This window comes from candidate division WOR-3 bacterium (assembly GCA_039803925.1).
In the GTDB taxonomy this organism is placed as follows: Bacteria; Hydrothermota; Hydrothermia; order Hydrothermales; family JAJRUZ01; genus JBCNVI01.
The window spans coordinates 19,479-38,751 of sequence record JBDRZL010000007.1 but is presented as its reverse complement, the minus strand read 5'-3'; the positions used below and the strand labels follow the sequence as shown (position 1 = coordinate 38,751).

20 protein-coding genes and 1 tRNA gene are annotated in these 19,273 nt (G+C 29.8%); all 21 read left to right on the top strand.

Annotation, left to right across the window (positions count from 1 at the left end):
• The 21 genes from ABIN17_04490 to ABIN17_04390 all read left to right on the top strand — a co-directional run bounded on the left by ABIN17_04490 (position 1) and on the right by ABIN17_04390 (position 19,273).
• A complete protein-coding gene (locus ABIN17_04490; GenBank protein ID MEO0284316.1) occupies positions 1–612 on the top strand; it encodes a chemotaxis protein CheC in 612 nt (203 codons plus the stop codon).
• Positions 609–3,032 (top strand): tetratricopeptide repeat protein, encoded by a 2,424-nt coding sequence (locus ABIN17_04485; GenBank protein MEO0284315.1) that lies wholly within the window; start codon positions 609–611, stop codon positions 3,030–3,032. Before ABIN17_04490 ends, ABIN17_04485 begins: the two co-directional genes overlap by 4 nt.
• On the top strand, positions 3,032–4,156 hold the full coding sequence (locus ABIN17_04480; protein ID MEO0284314.1) for a DUF4388 domain-containing protein: 1,125 nt from the start codon (positions 3,032–3,034) through the stop codon (positions 4,154–4,156). The genes ABIN17_04485 and ABIN17_04480 overlap by 1 nt, the downstream gene beginning before the upstream one ends.
• Positions 4,153–4,740: a hypothetical protein gene (locus ABIN17_04475; GenBank protein MEO0284313.1), complete on the top strand. Its 588-nt coding sequence runs from the start codon at positions 4,153–4,155 to the stop codon at positions 4,738–4,740. Before ABIN17_04480 ends, ABIN17_04475 begins: the two co-directional genes overlap by 4 nt.
• Positions 4,728–5,066 (top strand): hypothetical protein, encoded by a 339-nt coding sequence (locus tag ABIN17_04470; GenBank protein MEO0284312.1) that lies wholly within the window; start codon positions 4,728–4,730, stop codon positions 5,064–5,066. The genes ABIN17_04475 and ABIN17_04470 overlap by 13 nt, the downstream gene beginning before the upstream one ends.
• Before the next feature lies 1 nt (position 5,067).
• Positions 5,068–5,715: an MBL fold metallo-hydrolase gene (locus tag ABIN17_04465; GenBank protein ID MEO0284311.1), complete on the top strand. Its 648-nt coding sequence runs from the start codon at positions 5,068–5,070 to the stop codon at positions 5,713–5,715.
• On the top strand, positions 5,691–6,680 hold the full coding sequence (locus ABIN17_04460; protein ID MEO0284310.1) for an SAM-dependent methyltransferase: 990 nt from the start codon (positions 5,691–5,693) through the stop codon (positions 6,678–6,680). Before ABIN17_04465 ends, ABIN17_04460 begins: the two co-directional genes overlap by 25 nt.
• A gap of 16 nt (positions 6,681–6,696) precedes the next feature.
• Positions 6,697–7,275: an SIS domain-containing protein gene (locus tag ABIN17_04455; GenBank protein MEO0284309.1), complete on the top strand. Its 579-nt coding sequence runs from the start codon at positions 6,697–6,699 to the stop codon at positions 7,273–7,275.
• 10 nt (positions 7,276–7,285) lie between these two features.
• Entirely contained in the window at positions 7,286–7,969 is a 684-nt protein-coding gene (thyX, locus tag ABIN17_04450) for an FAD-dependent thymidylate synthase (protein MEO0284308.1), read from the top strand.
• Positions 7,935–9,206, top strand: coding sequence for a hypothetical protein (locus ABIN17_04445; protein MEO0284307.1), 1,272 nt, complete (start codon positions 7,935–7,937; stop codon positions 9,204–9,206). The genes thyX and ABIN17_04445 overlap by 35 nt, the downstream gene beginning before the upstream one ends.
• A 26-nt stretch (positions 9,207–9,232) precedes the next feature.
• Positions 9,233–9,305: transfer RNA gene (locus tag ABIN17_04440), tRNA-Ala, on the top strand.
• A 14-nt stretch (positions 9,306–9,319) separates the two neighbouring features.
• Positions 9,320–10,762, top strand: coding sequence for a TldD/PmbA family protein (locus ABIN17_04435; GenBank protein ID MEO0284306.1), 1,443 nt, complete (start codon positions 9,320–9,322; stop codon positions 10,760–10,762).
• The gene (locus tag ABIN17_04430; protein ID MEO0284305.1) at positions 10,743–12,041 is read left to right on the top strand and encodes a tetratricopeptide repeat protein; all 1,299 of its coding nucleotides are present in this window, start codon (positions 10,743–10,745) and stop codon (positions 12,039–12,041) included. Before ABIN17_04435 ends, ABIN17_04430 begins: the two co-directional genes overlap by 20 nt.
• A complete protein-coding gene (locus ABIN17_04425) occupies positions 12,028–12,792 on the top strand; it encodes a hypothetical protein (protein MEO0284304.1) in 765 nt (254 codons plus the stop codon). Before ABIN17_04430 ends, ABIN17_04425 begins: the two co-directional genes overlap by 14 nt.
• Positions 12,789–13,730: a dihydroorotate dehydrogenase gene (locus tag ABIN17_04420; protein ID MEO0284303.1), complete on the top strand. Its 942-nt coding sequence runs from the start codon at positions 12,789–12,791 to the stop codon at positions 13,728–13,730. Before ABIN17_04425 ends, ABIN17_04420 begins: the two co-directional genes overlap by 4 nt.
• Positions 13,691–14,422: an orotidine-5'-phosphate decarboxylase gene (gene pyrF / locus ABIN17_04415; protein ID MEO0284302.1), complete on the top strand. Its 732-nt coding sequence runs from the start codon at positions 13,691–13,693 to the stop codon at positions 14,420–14,422. The genes ABIN17_04420 and pyrF overlap by 40 nt, the downstream gene beginning before the upstream one ends.
• A 1-nt stretch (position 14,423) precedes the next feature.
• On the top strand, positions 14,424–15,383 hold the full coding sequence (locus ABIN17_04410; protein MEO0284301.1) for an acyl-CoA thioesterase: 960 nt from the start codon (positions 14,424–14,426) through the stop codon (positions 15,381–15,383).
• Positions 15,337–15,927, top strand: coding sequence for an AAA family ATPase (locus tag ABIN17_04405; GenBank protein ID MEO0284300.1), 591 nt, complete (start codon positions 15,337–15,339; stop codon positions 15,925–15,927). Before ABIN17_04410 ends, ABIN17_04405 begins: the two co-directional genes overlap by 47 nt.
• A gap of 133 nt (positions 15,928–16,060) precedes the next feature.
• Entirely contained in the window at positions 16,061–17,509 is a 1,449-nt protein-coding gene (locus ABIN17_04400) for a sodium/proline symporter (GenBank protein MEO0284299.1), read from the top strand.
• Between the two features lie 6 nt (positions 17,510–17,515).
• The gene (locus ABIN17_04395; protein MEO0284298.1) at positions 17,516–18,235 is read left to right on the top strand and encodes a DUF72 domain-containing protein; all 720 of its coding nucleotides are present in this window, start codon (positions 17,516–17,518) and stop codon (positions 18,233–18,235) included.
• Positions 18,236–19,273, top strand: coding sequence for a sugar phosphate nucleotidyltransferase (locus ABIN17_04390; protein ID MEO0284297.1), 1,038 nt, complete (start codon positions 18,236–18,238; stop codon positions 19,271–19,273).

Here is a 19,273-nt window from a genome sequence, read left to right as displayed (position 1 = left end):
ATGAAAGAAGAAGAAGGAATTTTTGGTATTGAAGGTTTGAGGGAAGTAGCAAATATTGGTTGCGGTCATGCAGCCACCGCACTTTCTGGTCTTATAAACAGAAAGGTAATGATGAGTGTACCTGAGGTTTTTATAGGTGATATGGGAACTGTTTTTGAAAAAGTTGCAGGTAAGACTGATGAAGAAGCTATTGGAATTCTTCTTTATTTTTTAGGAGATCTTACCGGACTTACTCTCCTTTTACTTTCAAAAGAAGAAGCTATTTCCCTTTTATCTCTTTTAATCAGAGAAAGGGTTTCTGAAATTAATGAACAGGAAGAATCTGCTTTAAAGGAAGTGGGGAATATTATCACAGGAGCATATATGACAGCCTTATCAGATTTTCTTGGACTTTTAGCCCTACCTACTGTACCCTTTTTAAAGAATGATAATATAAGGGCTATTCTTTCAGATGCTTTTCTTCAGATTGAGGCAGAAAGAGGTTTTGCTTTATGCATAAAGTCAATTTTGAAAATAGAAAATGGATTAGAAATAAAGATAGCATTTTTCTTTTTACCTGATGAACACGCAATTGGTATAATTCAGGAAAAATTAAAATCCTTTTTTGAATGAGATCTCCTACTCAGGAAGAGATTAGAATTTTGAAGTCTTTTGCTACAAAGATTGATCCATTTGATCCAGCAGCTCATAACAACCTTGCGGTAGTTTATTTCAACAGAGGCTTATTTGATGAAGCTATTAATGAGCTTAAAAAAGCTCTTGATATTGATCCAGATTTTAATATAGCAAGAATCAATCTTGAAATAATTTTAAAAAAAACCAAGAAAAAAGAAGATCTTATTGATAAATATTTTAGGAAAGTAGAACAAAATCCTGAGGATATTAACGCAAGGCTTGAATATGCAAAGACCCTTTACCAATTAGCAAAATACTCACATGCTTTGAGGGAGTATAGAGAGGTTTTGCTAAGAGATTCAAAAAATAAGGAAGCAATTAAAGGGGTGATAAGATGTTACAAAAAAATGGGAAAATTTCCAGAGGCAATTGCAGCAATTAGAAGAGCTCAAAGAATTCTACCAGAAGATTTAGATATTAAACTTGATCTGGGAGAAGTTTTATATAATCAGGGAAATTATGACTCAGCAATAAAAGTTCTAAGAGAAGTAATTGAAAAAGACCCAAACAATGCAAAAGCTCATCTTTATCTTTCTTTCGCTCTTGGAGAAAAAGGATATTTAGAAGAAGCCTTAGAAGAAGCTATAAAGGCAAAAGAGCTTGACCCCAGGATATCAAAAGTTCAAGGAGCACTTGGTATAGATGAAGAAGCTCCATCTATTGAGGAATTATTACAGGAATCCATAGGAATAATTGAGATAAAAGCAGATCCTTTTGAATCAAGACTTAATCTTCTTGAAGCATACAAAAACAAACTCTTCTTGAGGGAAGCAAAGAATATTCTTGAAGAACTAAAGAAAATGGATGATACAAGACCCGAATTAAAGAAAATAGAGGCTGAAATCTTTCTACTTGAAGAGAACTGGGATAAGGCTATTTCTTTAATAGAAGAAATTAAAGAAAAGGACTTTCATACATGGAATATGTACGCAATAGCTCTTTCGAGAAGGGGAGATACAGAAAAAGCAAGAAAAATTTTCGAAGGGATAAAGAATTATCCTTATGCTTTAAATAATTTAGCCTGTATAATAGCAAATGAAAATAGAGAAAAAGCCAAAGAATATTTTCAGAGATCCTATGAAATTGAGCCAGGTTTTATAGTTCCACTTTATAATTTATCTCTCATAGCAATTGAAGAGAATAATTTGGAAAAAAGCCTTCAGTATCTTAAAGAGATTAATGAAATTGAAAAGGAGAACCCATTTTATCTTACTCTTTATGCAAAAATACTTAATGAGATTGGAGAAAAATATAAAGCAAAAGAACTTTTGAGAGAAGCTTTAAGAATAGAACCTGATTTTTCTTATGCTGCCTTTTTACTTTCAAAAATAAACGGTGAAGATGTTAGTTTTAAGGAAGAAGAAAAGGCAAATGTATTCCAATATCTATTTGCTATTGAAGGTTCCCCAAGACCTGTTGAATCAAGAATTTTCCCTTCTAAAGAGGTTGAAGAATTTGAGGGTGATAAGTTTCTTGAGTTAAAAAAAGTTAAAATTCTTTTAAAGAATAGGGATTTTGAAAATGCCCTTAAGCTTTTACTTCCCCTTAATAAAAAATATCCTGAGGATAAGGAGATTCTTTATTTACTTGCCCTTGCTTACGAAAACCTTGGTTTTTATGAAAATGCAGAGAATTTTTATTTTAAATTACTTAAAGAAAAAGAGGATGATAGAATAAGATTGCACCTTGCACATGTATTTTATAGAACAAAAAGATATGATAGGGCAGAGGAAGAATTAGATAAGATTCTAAAGAAAGATAAAGAGTACATTGATGTTTTACTTTTAAAGGCAAAAATAAAGGAAAGAAAGGGTGAATTGAATGAAGCCTTGGAAGTTTTAAACAAGGTATTAAAAAAATCTAAACCTGATAATAAGATAATAATGTGGTTTGGTGAATTGCTTGAAAAACTCGAAAGATACGAGGAGGCAAGAAAAGAGTATGAAAAAATCATTAAAGAAGATAGTAAAAATAAGGAAGCACTTTATGCATATGCGAGATGTTCTTTAAAATTAAAGGATGAAGAAAATTTTAGAAATAAAATAGAGGTTTTAAAGAAAGAGGGAGCTACTAAATATGCTGATCTTCTAATTGCCATTGAACTTACAGCAAAGGGTAAATACAAAGAAGCTATAGAGATTTTTAAATCCTTGCAAAAGGATTTCTTTTTAAAAGAGGAATTGCATTTCTATTTCGGTGTATGCTACGCTTTAATTGGAAAGTATGCAAAAGCAATTGAAGAATGGACTAAAGTTGTGAGGCTTTCCGAGAATTCACCTCTTGCAAAAAAGGCAAAGGAACATTCTGCACTTGCATTAAAATGGTTAAAAATGCTTGAAAAGGAGGTGCGAATTTAATGCCAATTGAAGGTAAACTTGAAGAACTTTCCCTTATTGATTTTTTGCAGATACTTGCTATGAATAGAAAAACAGGTAAGATTAAAGCTATAAATGAACTTAAAAAGGAAAAAAATTCTGCAGAGATTATTTTAAAGAGAGGTAATTTACAGCTTATAACAATAGTTGGTGATGATTTCCTATATACAAAAATAAAACAGTCAGGTCTTTTGAAAGATTTAAAGGAAGATTTAAAATTTAATGAGAAAGAAATTTTAAAAATTGCCTATGAAAAAATTAAAGATCTTTCCCCAATTATAAAAATTTTAAGAATGTCTAATGAAACAAGAATGTTTGAAATTCTTTCATGGAAAAAGGGAATATTTAGGTTTGATGAAATAAAAGATGAAGGAGAAGTTTTGCCAGATCCATTTTCTTTTGATATTCAAGATATTTTACTTGAGAGTTCAAGAAGACTTGATGAATGGGAAGAAATTTCAAAAAAAATACCATCCTATTCCCTTGTTCCCGTTTTATCTGAAAAATGGCTAAATGAGGGTGCTTCCGCTCTTGACCTTTCTCCTCTTGAATGGAAAATACTTTCCCTTGTGGATGGAAGAAGAAAAATTGAGGATATTATGGAGGAATTTAGATTGTCTTCTATTGAAGTAGCAAAAGAGATAATAAGATTACATGAAAGAGGTATTATAGAATTTAAGGAAGTGGATAAAGCTATTGAAGAAAAAGCAAAAAGAGAGGCAGAAGAGCTTTTTTTAAAAGCAAGGGATATGATAAAAAAGGGTAAATATTTAGAAGCTGAAGCTTTTTTGAGTAAAGCTCTCTCCCTTTATCCTGATTTTATAATGGCTCATCTTCTTCTTGCTGATCTATATTTCCTTTTAAAAAATTATAGACTTGCATCACAGGAGTATTATCAAGTAATAAGGAGGGATCCACATAACCCCTTAGGCTACTATGGTATGGGTTTTGTAAGAGTTAAATTTGGAGACCTTCAGGGAGCACTTAAAGCATGGGAAAAAGCTTATGAATATTCAACTCCTGACTTAAAGGAAAGAATTGATAGACTTTTATCCCTTCTAAGGACTTTACTTTTAGAAATTGATAAGAGAAAACTCTTAATATGAAAGAAGAAAAACTTTTTTATGATCCAAGGTCCAGTCTACTTCTTGAACTTGTTGAGGAGTATATTGAACATAACTTAATTATTGAAGCTGAGACTCTTTTAAAGGATTATTTAAGGTCAAGCCCTTTTTCCGAAAGAGCTCTTTCCCTTTGGATAAAAATAGCAGAACTTCAAAAGGATCAGGAAAAAGTAAAATATTTAAAAGAAAAACTGAGAGAAATAAGGGAAAAGAAAGATAAACAAATAATTGAGGAAGAAAAAATTAAAATAGAAAAAAAAGAGGATATTGAAAGAAAAGAAGAAATTGAATTAGCTGAAGAAAAAGAAGAGCTTTTTGATTTTTTAAAAGGTATTGACGAGCTTGAAGAGATAAGAGAAAATGATGATCTTCTTCCCTTTGTTACAGTTATTGAAGCTTACTTTAAAAAATGGGGCATCGGGGAACCTCGAGAAATAATTGTTGAAAAGGATTTACCAGAAGTAGGTTTCAAGGGATATGGTAAATGGAAATTTCTTATTTTTAAGAAAAATACAAATTTTGTTACATTAAGATGGATAGTTAAAAAGCTCAAATGGAAGGAATAACAAAAGGTAAGAAAGGTTTTTTTTATTTAAAAGAAATGTTAAAAAATCCTGATGTTAATGGAATTATTGTGACAGATGAAAATGGTAATTCAATTTATGAGGAAGTTTCCTTTAATATTTCCCCTCAGGATAGAAGAGACCTTATTAATTTCTTTAAAAGTTATAATAAAGATAATAGAACAATTTTATATATTTTTACCAAGGAAAAGGTTGTTATATTGTCAAAGAACCCTCCCAAATTTAAAGGGTTCCTTATTACCTTTGCGAGAAAATCTGTAAACCTGGGGCTTTTAAGAATTTATCATCAAAGATTTATAGATCTTTAAATTGAAAATTAAAAGAATTTCTTCCTTTTATTCTGTTTTTTATTTAGTAGAATTGAATGGAAAAAAAATACTTATAGATTCAGGCTCACCTTTTGAAAGAAGAAAAATAAATTCTCTTAAAGAAAAATTAGACTTTTTACTTATAACACACGGTCACTGGGATCACATTGGAAATGCAAGCTTTTTGCAAAAAAATGGAACAAAAATTTTTATACATGAGAGGGATTATGAATTTGTAAAAAATAAAATAATTCATCTTCCACCATCAAAGGGAACTTTTTATTCAAACATACTTTATTTTAGCTTGAATTTTTTAAAAAGATTTGCCGAATTTGAAATCTTTGAAAGGGATAGTTTAAAAGATTTGAATAGTATTTATATAATTGAAACACCAGGACATACATATGGTTCTGTTACTTTTAAAATAGAAAATAATTACTTTATTGGTGACACACTTATTGGTCCTAACCCTTTTTTAAATAAACCCAGAATCTCTTTATTTGTTGAAGATAAAAAAATTTTGAAGAAAACTCTTGAAATTTTATTTGAACTTGAAGGAAGGTTTTATCCTGGACATGGTTCTACCTTCACATCTTTTGAATTGAAAAGAGCAAAGGATTTTATATGGAGAGAATTAAGGGAAAGGTAATTTCCTTTAAAGATTTTATGAAAGAAGCTCTTTATGGGGAAAAAGGTTTCTATACAAAAAAAGAATTTTTGACAGGTGAAAAGGGTGATTTTATAACCCCTTCAAATTTTTCCTTACCCTTAATTCTATCCCTTAAAAAATTCATTGAAGAAAAAGGGAAAGAACTTAATACTTACGATATTTTAGAAATAGGTGGTGGTGAGGGAATATTCTGTGAAAATTTTTTGAAAATTATGAGGAAAATTAAATATTTCTTTTATGAACCCTCAGAAAATCTTTTAAGAATTGCAAGGGAGAGACTTAAAAATTTAAAAGAGGTAATTTTTCTTGATTCTTTAAAAGAAATAAAAAATTTTAAAGGTTTCATAATAATTATAGAAGTTTTAGACGCTTTTCCTTTCAGAAGACTTGTTAAAATGAGTGGTAAAATATTTGAAATTATGGTTGACCTTGAAAATAAAAAAGAAATCCTTAAAAGGTATGATGATAGTTTTTTAAATTACTTTATGGATAAAATACCTGATAATTCTATTTTTGAATATTCAGATGATATTATAATTTTTTTAAAGGAACTTAAAGATAAAATTAAAGAATCATTTTTAATTTTTTTAGATTACGCAGAAAGTTTGAATGAGATTATGAAAATAAGAAAAGGAACCGCAAGGGCTTTTAAAAAACATTCTGTTTCTTATAATTTTTATGATAAAATTGGTGAAAAAGATATAACAAGGACTTTAAATATTGATTTTTTAAAGAGGAAATTTGAACTTTCAGGCTTTGAAATTATTAAAATTGAAAAATTGTGTAATTTTTTAAAAAATTATTTAGAAGAAATTTTTGAATATGAAAGAGAACTTAAAAGTAAAGAAAGACTTAAACTAATCAGTCAGTTAAATTACTTGATTAATCCTGAAGCTATGGGAGAAATTTTTAAGGTTTTTGTTTTAAGAGGTTCAAATCCTTAAAAGTTACTTTTTTAAAATGATAGACCTTATTTTATCCGAAATTGAAGAATCAATTGAAATTAAAAAAAAGATTTTAAACTCTGCCACTTTAATAAATGAGGCAGTAAAAATTTTAACTCAATCTCTATTAAGTGGCGGAAAGATTTTAATATGTGGAAATGGAGGCTCAGCTGCTCAAGCCCAGCACTTTGCCGCTGAACTTGTTGGAAAATATAGGGTTGATAAAAGAAAGGGACTTGCAGCAATTGCACTAACCACTGATACATCGTCTCTTACAGCGATTTCTAATGATACAGGTTTTGAAAATGTTTTTTCAAGACAGATAGATGCTTTAGGAAAAGAAGGTGATTCTTTAATAGCAATATCAACATCAGGAAAATCAGAGAATGTTAACAGAGCCTGTAAAAAGGCAAAGGAGATGGGAATAAAGATAATTTATCTTACAGGAGATAAAAATCCACCGGTTCATGAAATTTGCGATGTATTAATTAATGTTCCTTCCAATTCGACTCCAAGGATACAGGAAGTTCATGAATTGATACTCCATATTTTTGCCTTTTTAATTGAAAAAGAAGTAATAAATAGAGCAAAATAACTATTTAAAAATGGAATTTAAAGTTCTTGATAAAGGTTTCTTACGCCTTGTTGAATTTATGGGAGGTGATAATTCTGTTGTTCAATCTGCGAGAGTTTCTTATGGTTCGGGTTTAAAAGGAGAAGAAAAGGATAAAAAGCTTTTATTTTATTTAATGGAAAATGAGCATATGACACCTTTTGAGCATTCGGTTTTTAAATTTCATGTGAAGTGTCCAATATTTGTTGCCAGACAGTGGTTCAGGCATAGATGGGGTTCCTATAATGAAATTTCAGGTAGATATACTGAATACAAAGATGAATATTATTTACCAGAAAAGTTAAGGGTTCAATCAAAAAAGGATAAGCAGATGAGTGAATTTGGTGATATTAGGGAGGAAAAGGAGCTATTGAAAAAGATGCAGGATATTTTTGAAAAATCCTTTGAAGTTTATAGAGAACTTCTTGAAAGAGGGGTAGCAAGGGAAATTGCAAGGATTGTATGTCCTCTCTCAACTTATACGCAGTTTTACTGGACAGTTAATGCGAGGAGCTTGATGAATTTTTTGAGATTAAGACTTGATATTCATGCTCAATATGAAATAAGGGAATATGCAAAATGTATTTTAAAAATTTTCAAAGAAAAGATGCCCTGGACATATGAGGCTTTTTTAAAATACTGTGTTAAGAATAAAGAAAATTATCCTGAATTATAGATTTACTCTTTTTCTTATAATTTTTTTTCTTTTAATAACAAGAATTTTTTACATTCTTGAAGGTTTGAACGAGCCAAGAAGAATTCTTGAATCAGTTTCAGATGCAAAAGAGTATCATGAGCTTGCCTTAAACTTATGTGAGGGAAAAGGTTTTATAAGAAATGGAAAATTTGAGACTTATAGAACTCCTCTTTTTCCTTTTTTTCTTTCAATTTTTTATAAATTAAATAAATCTCCTTTAACTAATTTTGTTATCAATGTTATTCTTTCTATAATTTTGCTTTTTTTTTCTTATAAAAAAATGAAAAAGAAAAGTTTTTATTTATTTTCAATTTTTTTTATTCTTTCTCCGAATTTAAATTTTCATTCTCTTTTACCAACAGCTGATTTTTTCTTTGGTTTTTTTCTTTTTTTTCTTTATATTTTTTTAAAGGAAAACCTGTTTCTTTTTTCTCTTTTAATTCTCTCTCTTCTCCCTTATATAAAACCTGTTGCCCTTTTGTTGCCATTATTTTTATTTATGTATTTTCTTATTATAAGGGAATTTAAAAGGGCTTTTTTTATATTAATTTTTCCTTTGATGATTTCCTTTATATGGGTTTTAATCATTTACAAAAATGTGAGATTTTTAGGTTTTTCAAGTGTTATTCCTGTCAGTTTCTTTACCTATTATATTCCTTTTTCTGTTTCTTTAAAAGATAAAATTCCTTTCAGTGAAGCAAGGGAAAAGATGAGTGATGAACTTTTAAAGGAACTGGGAGAAAATTTTAAGGAAGGAGATATTTATTACGGGATGATAAAAATTTCTTTAAAGGAACTTAAAAGAACCTTTCCGGAATTTTTAATTTCCCACTTTGTTTTTTCTTTTAATACACTTTTTTCACCTATTTCATTGAAATCTCTTATAGTTTATATAAGAGGAGAAGATATCGCTAAAGGAGTTCAACAAGAAGTTTTTAATTTATTTTTTAGGGGGGAAATTTTAAAAGGCTTAGAAAAAATTTTTAAAGAAAGAATAATTTTTTTAGAACTAAAGGGAGTTTTTATACTCTTATTTTCAATTTTTTTCCATATTTTACTTATTTTTTTATTTTTTAAAAAATTATTAAAAAATTTTAAAGATAGTTTTCTTTTAATAATTATTTTATTTCCTTTAATTTTCTCAACTGGTATTCTTGGAGATGCAAGATTAAGGGTTTTATTTGAAGTTCTTTTAATTTATTTTACTTTCAGTTAAGGTTTTTGTCTTATAATAATAGACAAGGGGCCGTAGCTCAGGTGGGAGAGCGTCGGAATCGCACTCCGAAGGTCAGGGGTTCAAGTCCCCTCGGCTCCATAAAAATTTTTTAAATGAGAGAAATTATAAATGAGGCTTTAAATGTTTTTGAAATTTTGAAAGTTTCCTATGGAGAAATAAGGATTGTTGAAAAGGAATCTGAATTCATTTCTTTAAGAAATGGAAACCTTGAAATTTTTGCAAGGGATGAAGATAGAGGATACGGAATAAGAATTTTCCATAATGGAGGAATGGGTTTTGCAGCTTCAAATGATTTTAGTAAAGAAAAAGTTTTTGAAACTGTAAAACTTGCAAAAAAACTATGTGATGCTTCCAGTAAATATAATTCCTTTGGATATAAACTGGTAAGGGAAGAACCTTCAAGAGGGAATTATTTTTCTTATGTTGAAATTGACCCCTTCAAGGTTCCTCTTGATGAAAAATTAAATTTCTTATTTGAGATAGATGAGATATTAAAAAATTCTAAGTATGCTGTTTTGAGAAACTGCCTTTTAAGATTTTTTAAAGAAGAGAAATATTTTGTTTCCACTGATGGTCACGATATACACCAGGTAATTTATCATTCAGGAGGAGGTTATTCAGTCTATACCTTTAAGGATGGAATTCTTCAGGTTCGATCTTATCCAGAAAGTCACGGTGGTAACTATTTACAGGGAGGATTTGAGGTCATAGATAAGAAAGACTTTAAGGAAAATGCTTTCAAAATAGCAGAAGAAGCAGATAAATTACTTAATGCTCCACCAGCACCTGAAGGGGAGTTTGATCTTGTAATTATGCCTGGTCAGATGGTTCTTCAAATTCATGAGTCAGTAGGTCATGCTACAGAACTGGATAGAGTTTTAGGTTATGAAGCCTCTTATGCAGGAACGAGTTTTGCTACAGTTGATAAACTTTTTAAATTTAAATATGCTTCTCCAATTGTAAATATCACTGCTGATGCTACTTATCCGAAAGGACTTGGCACATTTGGTTTTGATGATGAAGGGACAAGGGCAAAAAAAATTTATTTAATTAAGGAAGGTGTTCTTTCAGGATATCTTTCATCAAGGGATACTGCAATTCATATTAATTCAGAGTCTTCTGGTGCTGCAAGGGCTTCAAGTTGGAACAGGATTCCAATAGTGAGGATGACAAATATAAACCTTGAACCAGGTGATAAAACATTGGAAGAGCTTATTTCTGATATTAAAGATGGTTTTTTAATTGATGTTAATAAATCATGGAGTATTGATGAAAAAAGGCTTAATTTCCAGTTTGCCTGTGAAATAGGTTACAGAATAAAAAACGGGAAATTAACTGGAGAAATTGTGAGAGACCCTCTTTATTATGGTATAACACCAGATTTCTGGAATTCCTGTGATGGTATAGGGAAAGATCAAATTCTTTATGGACTTTTAACCTGTGGAAAGGGTGAACCGGGTCAATCTATGCATGTAGGTCATGCTTCTCCTCCTGCAAGGTTCAGAAAAGTAAGGTTTGGGTCTGGATCTACATAATTATTTGTTTAAGAATTTAATTTTTATTTTTTTGATTTTATCTTCTTGTTCTTTTTTCAGGAGTTATTTTAATACATATTATAATGCCAAAAAATATTACAGAGATGCAGAAAAAAGATTCTTTCAAAATAAAAAAAACTTGACTCAGGAGATTAAAACTTTATATGATAAATCCCTTGAAAAGTTTTTAAGAATTATAAAATATTTTCCTGATTCTCCATTTCTTGATGATGCTATTTTTTATTCAGGTATGATTTACATAAGAATAGATGAAAAATCAAATGCAATTAAAAAGTATGAAGAACTTCAAAGATTTTTTCCAAAAAGTTTTTTTACATATATGTTTTGTGATTCTCTTTTAAATTATCTTTTCCAAAAAAAAGACCTTGAAAATTCTCTTTTTGTTCTTTCTCTTTATCCAAAAAAAGAAAGTCCTAAATTTTATTTTTATAAATCAAAATATTTTGAAATAAGTGAAGAATATGACTCTTCACTTCACTATTCAAGGAAGATAATATCTAATTCTTTTTTAAAGGAAAGAGCAATACCTATTTATGTTCGTTCTGCTTTAAAGATAGGGATGGTGGATTCAGCTATGCGTTTTATTAAGGATCTGGAAAAAAATAGAGATTTATATATTTTACTGGCTGAAGCATACAAGGAAAAGGGTGATTTTGAAAAAGCAAAAAAGATTTTAAAAAATTTTGATTCTGAAAATAAAAATTATGAGGTATTAAAAATTCTTCAGGAAATTTACATAAAAGAGAATAATATTTCTGAATTGAAGAGACTTTTCAAAAATTTTATGTTAAGGGGGGAAGATTATATTAAAAAACAGGAAATTGGATTTGAACTTGCCAAGATTTACTTTGAAGAGGATAGCTTAATTCCTTTGAAAGATGTATTGTCTGAAATTAAGAAATTTTCTCCTTCAACAAATTACGGTGTAAAGTCAGGTGTATGGTTAAATTTGATTGAAAATGAAGAAAAGTTAAAGGAATTAGAAGGGGATAAATTGAAAGAGGAAATTCTTAAAATTGCTGAGTCCTATTATATTGACCTTGGATTATACAAAAAAGCTTTAAAACTTTTTGAAGAGTATGTTAAAAATTTTTCAGAAGATAGAGAAATTCCGAGGGTTTTATATCTTATTATATTTATTTACAGAAACTTTATAAAAGATGAAATGAAAGCTAAAGAATTTTTTAAGATTTTAGAAGAAAAATATAAAGGGAGTTTTTATTATGTTATCACGAGAGATTTATTTGAAAAAAATTGAGGGTGAGATTTTAAACAATATAGATTTAGGCGATGGAATGTTTCAACTTATAATATCAGCAGATGAAATAGCAAAAAGGGTAAAACCAGGTCAATTTGTTAATATTAAAGTTCAAAATTCTCTTTATCCTTTTATCAGAAGACCTTACAGTGTATGGAATGTTGAGGATGATGTCATTGAATTTTTAATAAAGGTTTTAGGTTCGGGTTCAAAATTGCTTTATGAAAGAAAAAGAGGGAAAATAGATCTTATTGGGCCACTTGGCAGGCCTTTTTTAGACCCGCCCTCTGATCTTGAAATAATTCTAATTGGAGGTGGAACAGGTATAGCACCACTTATGTTTTACGCAAAGTATTATTCTTTGAGTTCTTTTAAGATTATTTATGGATTAAAAACAGCCCCGAATGAATACCTGTACTCAAGGATTCAAGAAATTACAGATAATGTATTAATAAGCACTGAGGATGGATCATTTGGTTTCAAAGGGCTTGTTACGGATCTTGTTAAGGAACTTATAAAAGATAAATATATAATTTTAGAAAAATCAATGTTTATTATCTGTGGTCCCCTTCCTATGTTAAGGGCTTTTAAATTTTTACCACCTGAAAGAACATATGTTTCAATGGAAGGCACTATGGCTTGCGGTTTTGGAATATGTATGGGATGTGCTGTTAAAAGTAAAAGCTCTAATAATTATTTAAGAACCTGTACAGAGGGTCCATTATTTAAACTTTCTGAAATAGAAATATGAATTTAGAAGTTAATCTTGCAGGTTTAAAGTTAAAAAATCCCTTTATGCCTGCTTCTGGAACATTTGCTTATGGAACAGAACTTATTTACCATACAGAGGCTGTAAATATAAAGGAATTTGGAGCAATTGTCACGAAGGGAATAAGCATAAAGGAAAGAGCAGGAAATCCACCTGAGAGAATTGCTGAAGTACCCTGTGGCCTACTTAATTCAATTGGACTTGAAAATGTGGGTATAAAAAGATTTATAAATGAAAAATGGCCTCTTTTAAAAAAACTTGATATTCCTGTTATTGTGAATGTTTTTGGTGAAAAAGAAGAGGAGTTTGAATTTTTAGCAGAGGAGTTGGATAGAGCCTGTGTTCATGCTATTGAGCTTAATTTATCCTGTCCTAATGTTGATAAAGGTGGTATGGAATTTGGGCAGAACAAAAAAAGTGCAGGAAGAATTGTTGAAATTGTAAAAAATAAATTTAAAGCTGGTCCTGTTTTTGTAAAGCTTGCTCCTAATTTTGTTAATATTATTGATATAGCAAAGGAGTGCGAAAAAAAAGGTGCAGATGGACTCTCTCTCATTAATACAATAATGGGGATGGCTATTGATGTGGAAAGAAGAGAGTTTGTAATTCCAAGGGGAGTTGCTGGCCTTTCTGGACCTTGTATTCATCCAATTGCACTTTATATTGTTTATAGAGTTTATCAGGAGGTGAAAATCCCAATCATAGGTATTGGTGGAATTTATGATTATAAATCTGCTCTTGAATTTTTAATGGCAGGTGCAAGAGCCTGTCAGATAGGAAGTATGCTCTTTGTGGAGCCTGGAATAATAAATAAAATAATAAAGGATACAGAGGATTATATGAGAAGACATAAAATTAATGATATAAAAAAAATAATAGGCTGTATGCAAATAAGAAAAATAAGGGAGGAAAAACCCTGACAGAAATAATAATTGCTCTTAATACAAATAAAAAAGATATTGCTGAAAAATGGGTGAGTGCACTTTTTCCCCTTGTAAGGTGGTTTAAAATTGGATACCCCCTTTATATAAATGCAGGCAATAAATTTGTGAAAGAGCTCAAGGAAAAAGGGGCAAAAGTTTTTCTTGATCTTAAACTCTTTGATATTCCTTCTGTTGTTTCTCTTGCAATAAAAGAAATAAGTGAATTGGGTGTTGATATGATAACTCTTCATACCCTTGGTGGTTTTGAGATGCTTGAATCAGCTTGTAAAACTTTATGGGAAGTTGAAGAAGGAAAAAGACCCTTACTTATAGGAGTTACAATACTTACAAGTATGTCAGAGGCAACATTAAAGGATGTTTCAGGTGCGAGAAAGACGATGGATGAAGAAATAGAGAGGCTTGCTAAGCTTTCAAAATCTGCTGGTCTGGATGGTGTTGTTGTATCAGGTGAGGAAATAGAAATTGTTAAAAAAATTTGTGGTAAGGAATTTCTAACAGTTGTTCCTGGAATTAGGCTAAAAGAGGATCTCTCTTTTGATCAGGAAAGGATAATTACTCCAAGGGAGGCAAAGGAAAAGGGAGCTGATTTCTTAGTTATTGGAAGACCTATTACCCATTCTGATAATCCTTTTGAGAAGTTAAAAAGGTATTTAGAAGAGATAGGTTAAATTGGAAAAAGTACCTATTGGTAAAACAAAATCCGAGTATATAAGGGTAGTTTTTCCTGAGCATGCTAATTCAATAGGAAGTTTATATGGTGGTTATATGATGAGATGGATACTTGATGCAGGTATTCTTCTTGCTACTAAATTTACAAAAGGTCCCTGTGTAATTGGCTCAATGGATTCAATTGATTTTATTAAACCTGTTAAAATTGGAGATATTTTAATTTTTGAATCTTTTGTTGAATATGTTGGTAATACTTCAATTGAGATAGGTGTTAATGTTTTTTCAGGGAGATATGACAAAGAAGAACTTGCATGTATATCAAACCTATCTTTTGTAGCACTTGATAGTGAGGGTAATAAAAGAATAATTAATAGAAAAGTTTACCCTGAAAATGAAGAGGAAGAAAAAATTTACAAAATGGCAATTGAAAGGAGAGAGAGAAGGAAAAAGAGAATTTTAGACTTAAAAAATAATCCACCAGAGTTTAGCACTTTAGAGACTAAGTGGTCAATAACTGCTCACAGAGTTATTTTTCCTGAGGATACACTTTTTTTAAAAAGAGCCTACGGAGGAAAAGTATTAATGGTTATGGATGAGCTTGCTGCTATCCTTGCGAGAAAGTATGCAAAGGGAATATGTGTTACAGCATCTGTTGATGAAATGGATTTTCTTGCCCCTGCTTATTTAGGAGAAATTTTAAATATGGAGGCTTATATAACATCAGTATTTAAAACAAGTTTAGAAATTTTTGTAAAGGTTTTTGCTGAGAATCCTGAAAAGAAAGAATTTAGACATGTGGTTAGTTCCTATATGGTTTTTGTTCATCTTGATGAAAAAGGAAATCTAAAAAAGTTACCTGAATATGAAATTCAAAAAATTCTTGAAGGTGCAATTTTTAGGAAAAATATAAGAGATGAAAGAAGAAAAAAAATTAAAGAAATCCAAATTAAAAAAGAATAAACCTTTTATTATAGCTGTAAGTGGTTTTACAGGGGCAGGAAAATCTTTTGTTGCAAATATAATAAGTAAAAAAATTGATTGCGTAGTTTTAAGATCAGATGTTATCAGAAAAGAAATTTCCGGAATAAATTTAAATCAACATGTTTATGAAGATTTTGAAAAGGGAATTTATAGTAAAGAAATGACAGAGAAAGTTTATAAGGAAATGTTTAAAAGGACTAAAAGATATTTAAGAGAATCTAAAAATGTTATTCTTGATGCAAGTTTTCTTGATAAGAATAAAAGAAATAAATTAAGGGAAATTTCAAAAAAATTAAATGTTAAGCTTTTGATTCTTTGGATTGAAACACCACCTGATTTAATAAAAGAAAGACTTTCAAAGAGGAAAGGAGATGTTTCTGATGGAAGATGGGAAATTTATTTAAAACAAAAAGAAAAATACGAGAAACCAGATGAAAAAGATATAGTTTTTATTGAGACTGTTAATGAGAAAGAATTAGAAAAGATTCTTGATGATATTATTCTGCGTTTTTTAAACACTTGAAAATTATTCTTTAATTTTCTTATAAAATATTTATGAAATTGTTAAGGGATTTAATTTTATTTTTAATTTTTATAATAATTCCAACTTTTTTAATGTGGTATTCGGTATTAAGATATATAAAAGGGGATAAAAAATGAATGCTTCTCAATTTGTTATCTGGGTAACCTTTGTATTTTATCTTATTCTCTTAATAACAATTGGTTTTATAGGAGAGAAAAAATATTCAAAAACCTATGAAGATTTTGTGGTTGCAGGAAAAAATCTTGGTAAATGGGTTACAGCAATTTCTGCTTCTGCTTCCGCTGAAAGTGCCTGGTTAATTTTAGGTCTGTCAGGTTACGGATTTGTTCATGGTTTTGGTTCATACTGGATTGCTCTTGGGGGAATTCTCGGTTACTGGTTCAATGCTTTGTTTATAATTTCAAAATTAAAAAGAGAAACGGATCTATATAAAAGTGTTACAATTTCCGATTATATTGAGTATAAATTAAAGGATAAGAGTCACATTTTTAGGGTTTTATCAAGTCTTATTATTGTCTTATTTATGACTGCTTATGTTGTTGCACAATTTACAGGTTCTGGTAAACAGCTGGAAGGAATGGGACTTACAAGTTACAGGACTGGTGTTTTTATAGGTGCTTTTATTATTGCAATTTATGTTATTATGGGGGGTTATGCAGCTGTATCCTATACTGACCTTTTGCAAGGGCTTTTAATGGTTTTTGTCCTTGTTATCTTTCCTGTTATAGCAATATTTTTTTCGGGAGGCCCATTAGAATTTCTAAAGAAAGCATCTGAAATAGGACTTACACAGCTCTGGGGACCTCAAAATTTCTCTCTTTTTATTCTTGGTTTTTTAATAGGTGAGGCAATTGGAATTGCTTTTGGTTATCCTGGTATGCCCCATATAATCATAAGGTATTTTACAGTGAAGGATGAAGAAGAAGGTAAAAAGGCAGGTTTCATTGCTATATCCTGGGCAATTTTATCTTACTTTGGTGCCTGTACACTTGGGATAGCGGGTAGAGTTCTGGTTGAGATGGGTAAATTATCTCTCCCTTCAGATCCTGAAAGGATTTTGCCTTTATTTACAAGTTCCTTTTTACATCCTGTACTTGCAGGTATTATTCTTTCTGCTGTAACTGCTGCTATTATGTCCACTGCGGATTCTCAATTAATGTATTCATCAACAACTTTAATAAATGACCTTTTTCTTGCTTTTAAGGGTAAAAGACCAGGACAAAAATTTCTTGTTTGGGGAACAAGATTTTTAATACTTATTCTTTCTATAATTGCTATTTTCTTGGCTTTAATAGAGGTCAGATTTATTTACAGGTTTGTTTTATATGCTTGGAGTGCACTTGGTGCTGCCTTTTCACCAGTAATAATTCTTTCCCTTTATGATAAAAAATTCAATAGATTTGGAGCAGTATCATGTCTTATAACAGGTCCTCTTGTTACTATCTTATGGAAGGATGTTTTTAAATTGACAAAATACCTCTATGAACTTTTTCCAGCCTTTTTAATAAGTTTATTACTTGGTTTTTTTATAAGTAGAGTTTTTAAAGAAGAAAAACCTTAATTTTTTATGAAGATTTACATAGGGTTATGTGCTTCTCCCTCAAGGAAAAACTATTTTGATTTTTTTAATACCTGTGAAATTCAGGAGACCTTTTATACTGTACCAGTAGAGAAAAAGGCTTTAAATTTGAGAAAAAAAATAGAAAATTTAAAAGATTTTTCTCTTTTTTTAAAGGCACCCCAGCATATCACTCATCCAGCTTCTTCTCCTACTTACAAAAGGTCAAAAAAAGAATACGGTGAAAGGGGAAATTATGGTTTTTTCAAAAATACAGAAGAAGTGGAAAAAGCATGGTTTGATATAGAAAGATTTGCTGAAATCTGTAATGCAAAGGGTATAGTATTTCAAACTCCTTCTTCTTTTAGTGAAACAGAAGAAAATGTAAAAAATATTAAAAATTTTTTTAAAAACAAAAGTGGTTTACTTTTTTTCTGGGAAGTAAGAGGAAATTGGAATAAAAATACTCTTAAAAGAATATTTGAAGAATGTAAAATTTTTCAGGCAGTTGATCCTTTTCATCAGGAAGTAATTGTTGAGACTTCCCCAATTTATTTAAGGTTGCATGGAAGAAAAATGTATAAATACAAATTTAATGAGGTGGATTTTGAAGAAATTAAAAAAATTATAAAAGGGGTTAAGGGAGAAGTTTTTGTTTTGTTTAATAACATATATATGTGGGAAGATGCACAAAAATTTAGGGATTATATTTTAAAGGAGGGTTTTTAAATGGAGAATTTCTTTGCGGTAATTATGGCTGGTGGAAAGGGTGAAAGGTTGTGGCCACTTTCAAGAGAAAAAAAGCCAAAACCTTTTATTGAAATACTTGATAAACCACTTATAAATCTTACTTATAATAGATTAAAAAAAATAGTTCCTGAAAAAAATATAATTGTAATAGTTCCTTCTTATCTTGCAAATCTCACTAAAAAGTATTTACCGGGTGTTAAAATTTTAAAAGAACCATTTCCAAGAAATACCCTTGCTACATGTATTTACAGCACTTTTTATATATATAAAAAATCAAAGGATGCTGTTATAGGTATATTTCCTGCTGACCATATAATAAAAGATGAAAAAAATTTTAAAAGGATAGTAAATTTTGCCTTTAAAAACGTTAAAGACTCTATTCTTACTTTTGGAATAAAACCTAATAGACCTGAAACAGGTTATGGCTATATAGAGCTTGGTAATTCTCTTTATAGAGAAGATAACCTGGAAATAAGGGAAGTTTTAAGATTCCATGAGAAACCTGATAAGGAGAAGGCTTTAAATTATTTAAAAAGAGGAAATTTTATGTGGAATTCAGGAATTTTTATCTTTAAGGCTGAGAGCTTTTTTAATATATTAAAAGAAGCAAATTCTTCAATTTACGACCTTTTGAAATATCTTGAAAACAAAAAGGTAAAAAAATTTTTTGAAATGATTCCTGAAACTTCAATAGATTATGGTGTTTTAGAAAAAACAAATAGATTGAGCTCTATTCCAGCAGATTTTGGGTGGGAAGACCTTGGTTCTTTCCTTTCCTTTGAAAATGTTTTACCGAGGGATAAAGAGGGTAATACTTCTAAGGGTAATCCAATTTTTCTGGATTCAAAAAATAATATAGTTTTTTCAAAGGGAAAAAAAATTATATTTTATAAAATTGAAAACCTTGCTTTTATTGATTCAGGTGATATTATACTTATTTTTCCTAAATATGAATCTCAGAAAATAAAAGAGCTTTTGAAAGAACTCAAGAAAATAATGCCCAAAAAATATTTTTAA

Bases quoted from the DNA above. Each gene is read 5' to 3' on its own strand.
- ABIN17_04470 (MEO0284312.1), top strand. From the start codon at position 4,728: ATGGAAGGAATAACAAAAGGTAAGAAAGGTTTTTTTTATTTAAAAGAA.
- ABIN17_04420 (MEO0284303.1), top strand. From the start codon at position 12,789: ATGAATTTAGAAGTTAATCTTGCAGGTTTAAAGTTAAAAAATCCCTTT.
- ABIN17_04455 (MEO0284309.1), top strand. From the start codon at position 6,697: ATGATAGACCTTATTTTATCCGAAATTGAAGAATCAATTGAAATTAAA.
- thyX (MEO0284308.1), top strand. From the start codon at position 7,286: ATGGAATTTAAAGTTCTTGATAAAGGTTTCTTACGCCTTGTTGAATTT.
- ABIN17_04390 (MEO0284297.1), top strand. From the start codon at position 18,236: ATGGAGAATTTCTTTGCGGTAATTATGGCTGGTGGAAAGGGTGAAAGG.
- ABIN17_04460 (MEO0284310.1), top strand. From the start codon at position 5,691: ATGGAGAGAATTAAGGGAAAGGTAATTTCCTTTAAAGATTTTATGAAA.
- ABIN17_04395 (MEO0284298.1), top strand. From the start codon at position 17,516: ATGAAGATTTACATAGGGTTATGTGCTTCTCCCTCAAGGAAAAACTAT.
- ABIN17_04490 (MEO0284316.1), top strand. From the start codon at position 1: ATGAAAGAAGAAGAAGGAATTTTTGGTATTGAAGGTTTGAGGGAAGTA.
- ABIN17_04435 (MEO0284306.1), top strand. From the start codon at position 9,320: ATGAGAGAAATTATAAATGAGGCTTTAAATGTTTTTGAAATTTTGAAA.
- ABIN17_04475 (MEO0284313.1), top strand. From the start codon at position 4,153: ATGAAAGAAGAAAAACTTTTTTATGATCCAAGGTCCAGTCTACTTCTT.
- ABIN17_04485 (MEO0284315.1), top strand. From the start codon at position 609: ATGAGATCTCCTACTCAGGAAGAGATTAGAATTTTGAAGTCTTTTGCT.
- ABIN17_04480 (MEO0284314.1), top strand. From the start codon at position 3,032: ATGCCAATTGAAGGTAAACTTGAAGAACTTTCCCTTATTGATTTTTTG.
- ABIN17_04400 (MEO0284299.1), top strand. From the start codon at position 16,061: ATGAATGCTTCTCAATTTGTTATCTGGGTAACCTTTGTATTTTATCTT.
- ABIN17_04405 (MEO0284300.1), top strand. From the start codon at position 15,337: ATGAAAGAAGAAAAAAAATTAAAGAAATCCAAATTAAAAAAGAATAAA.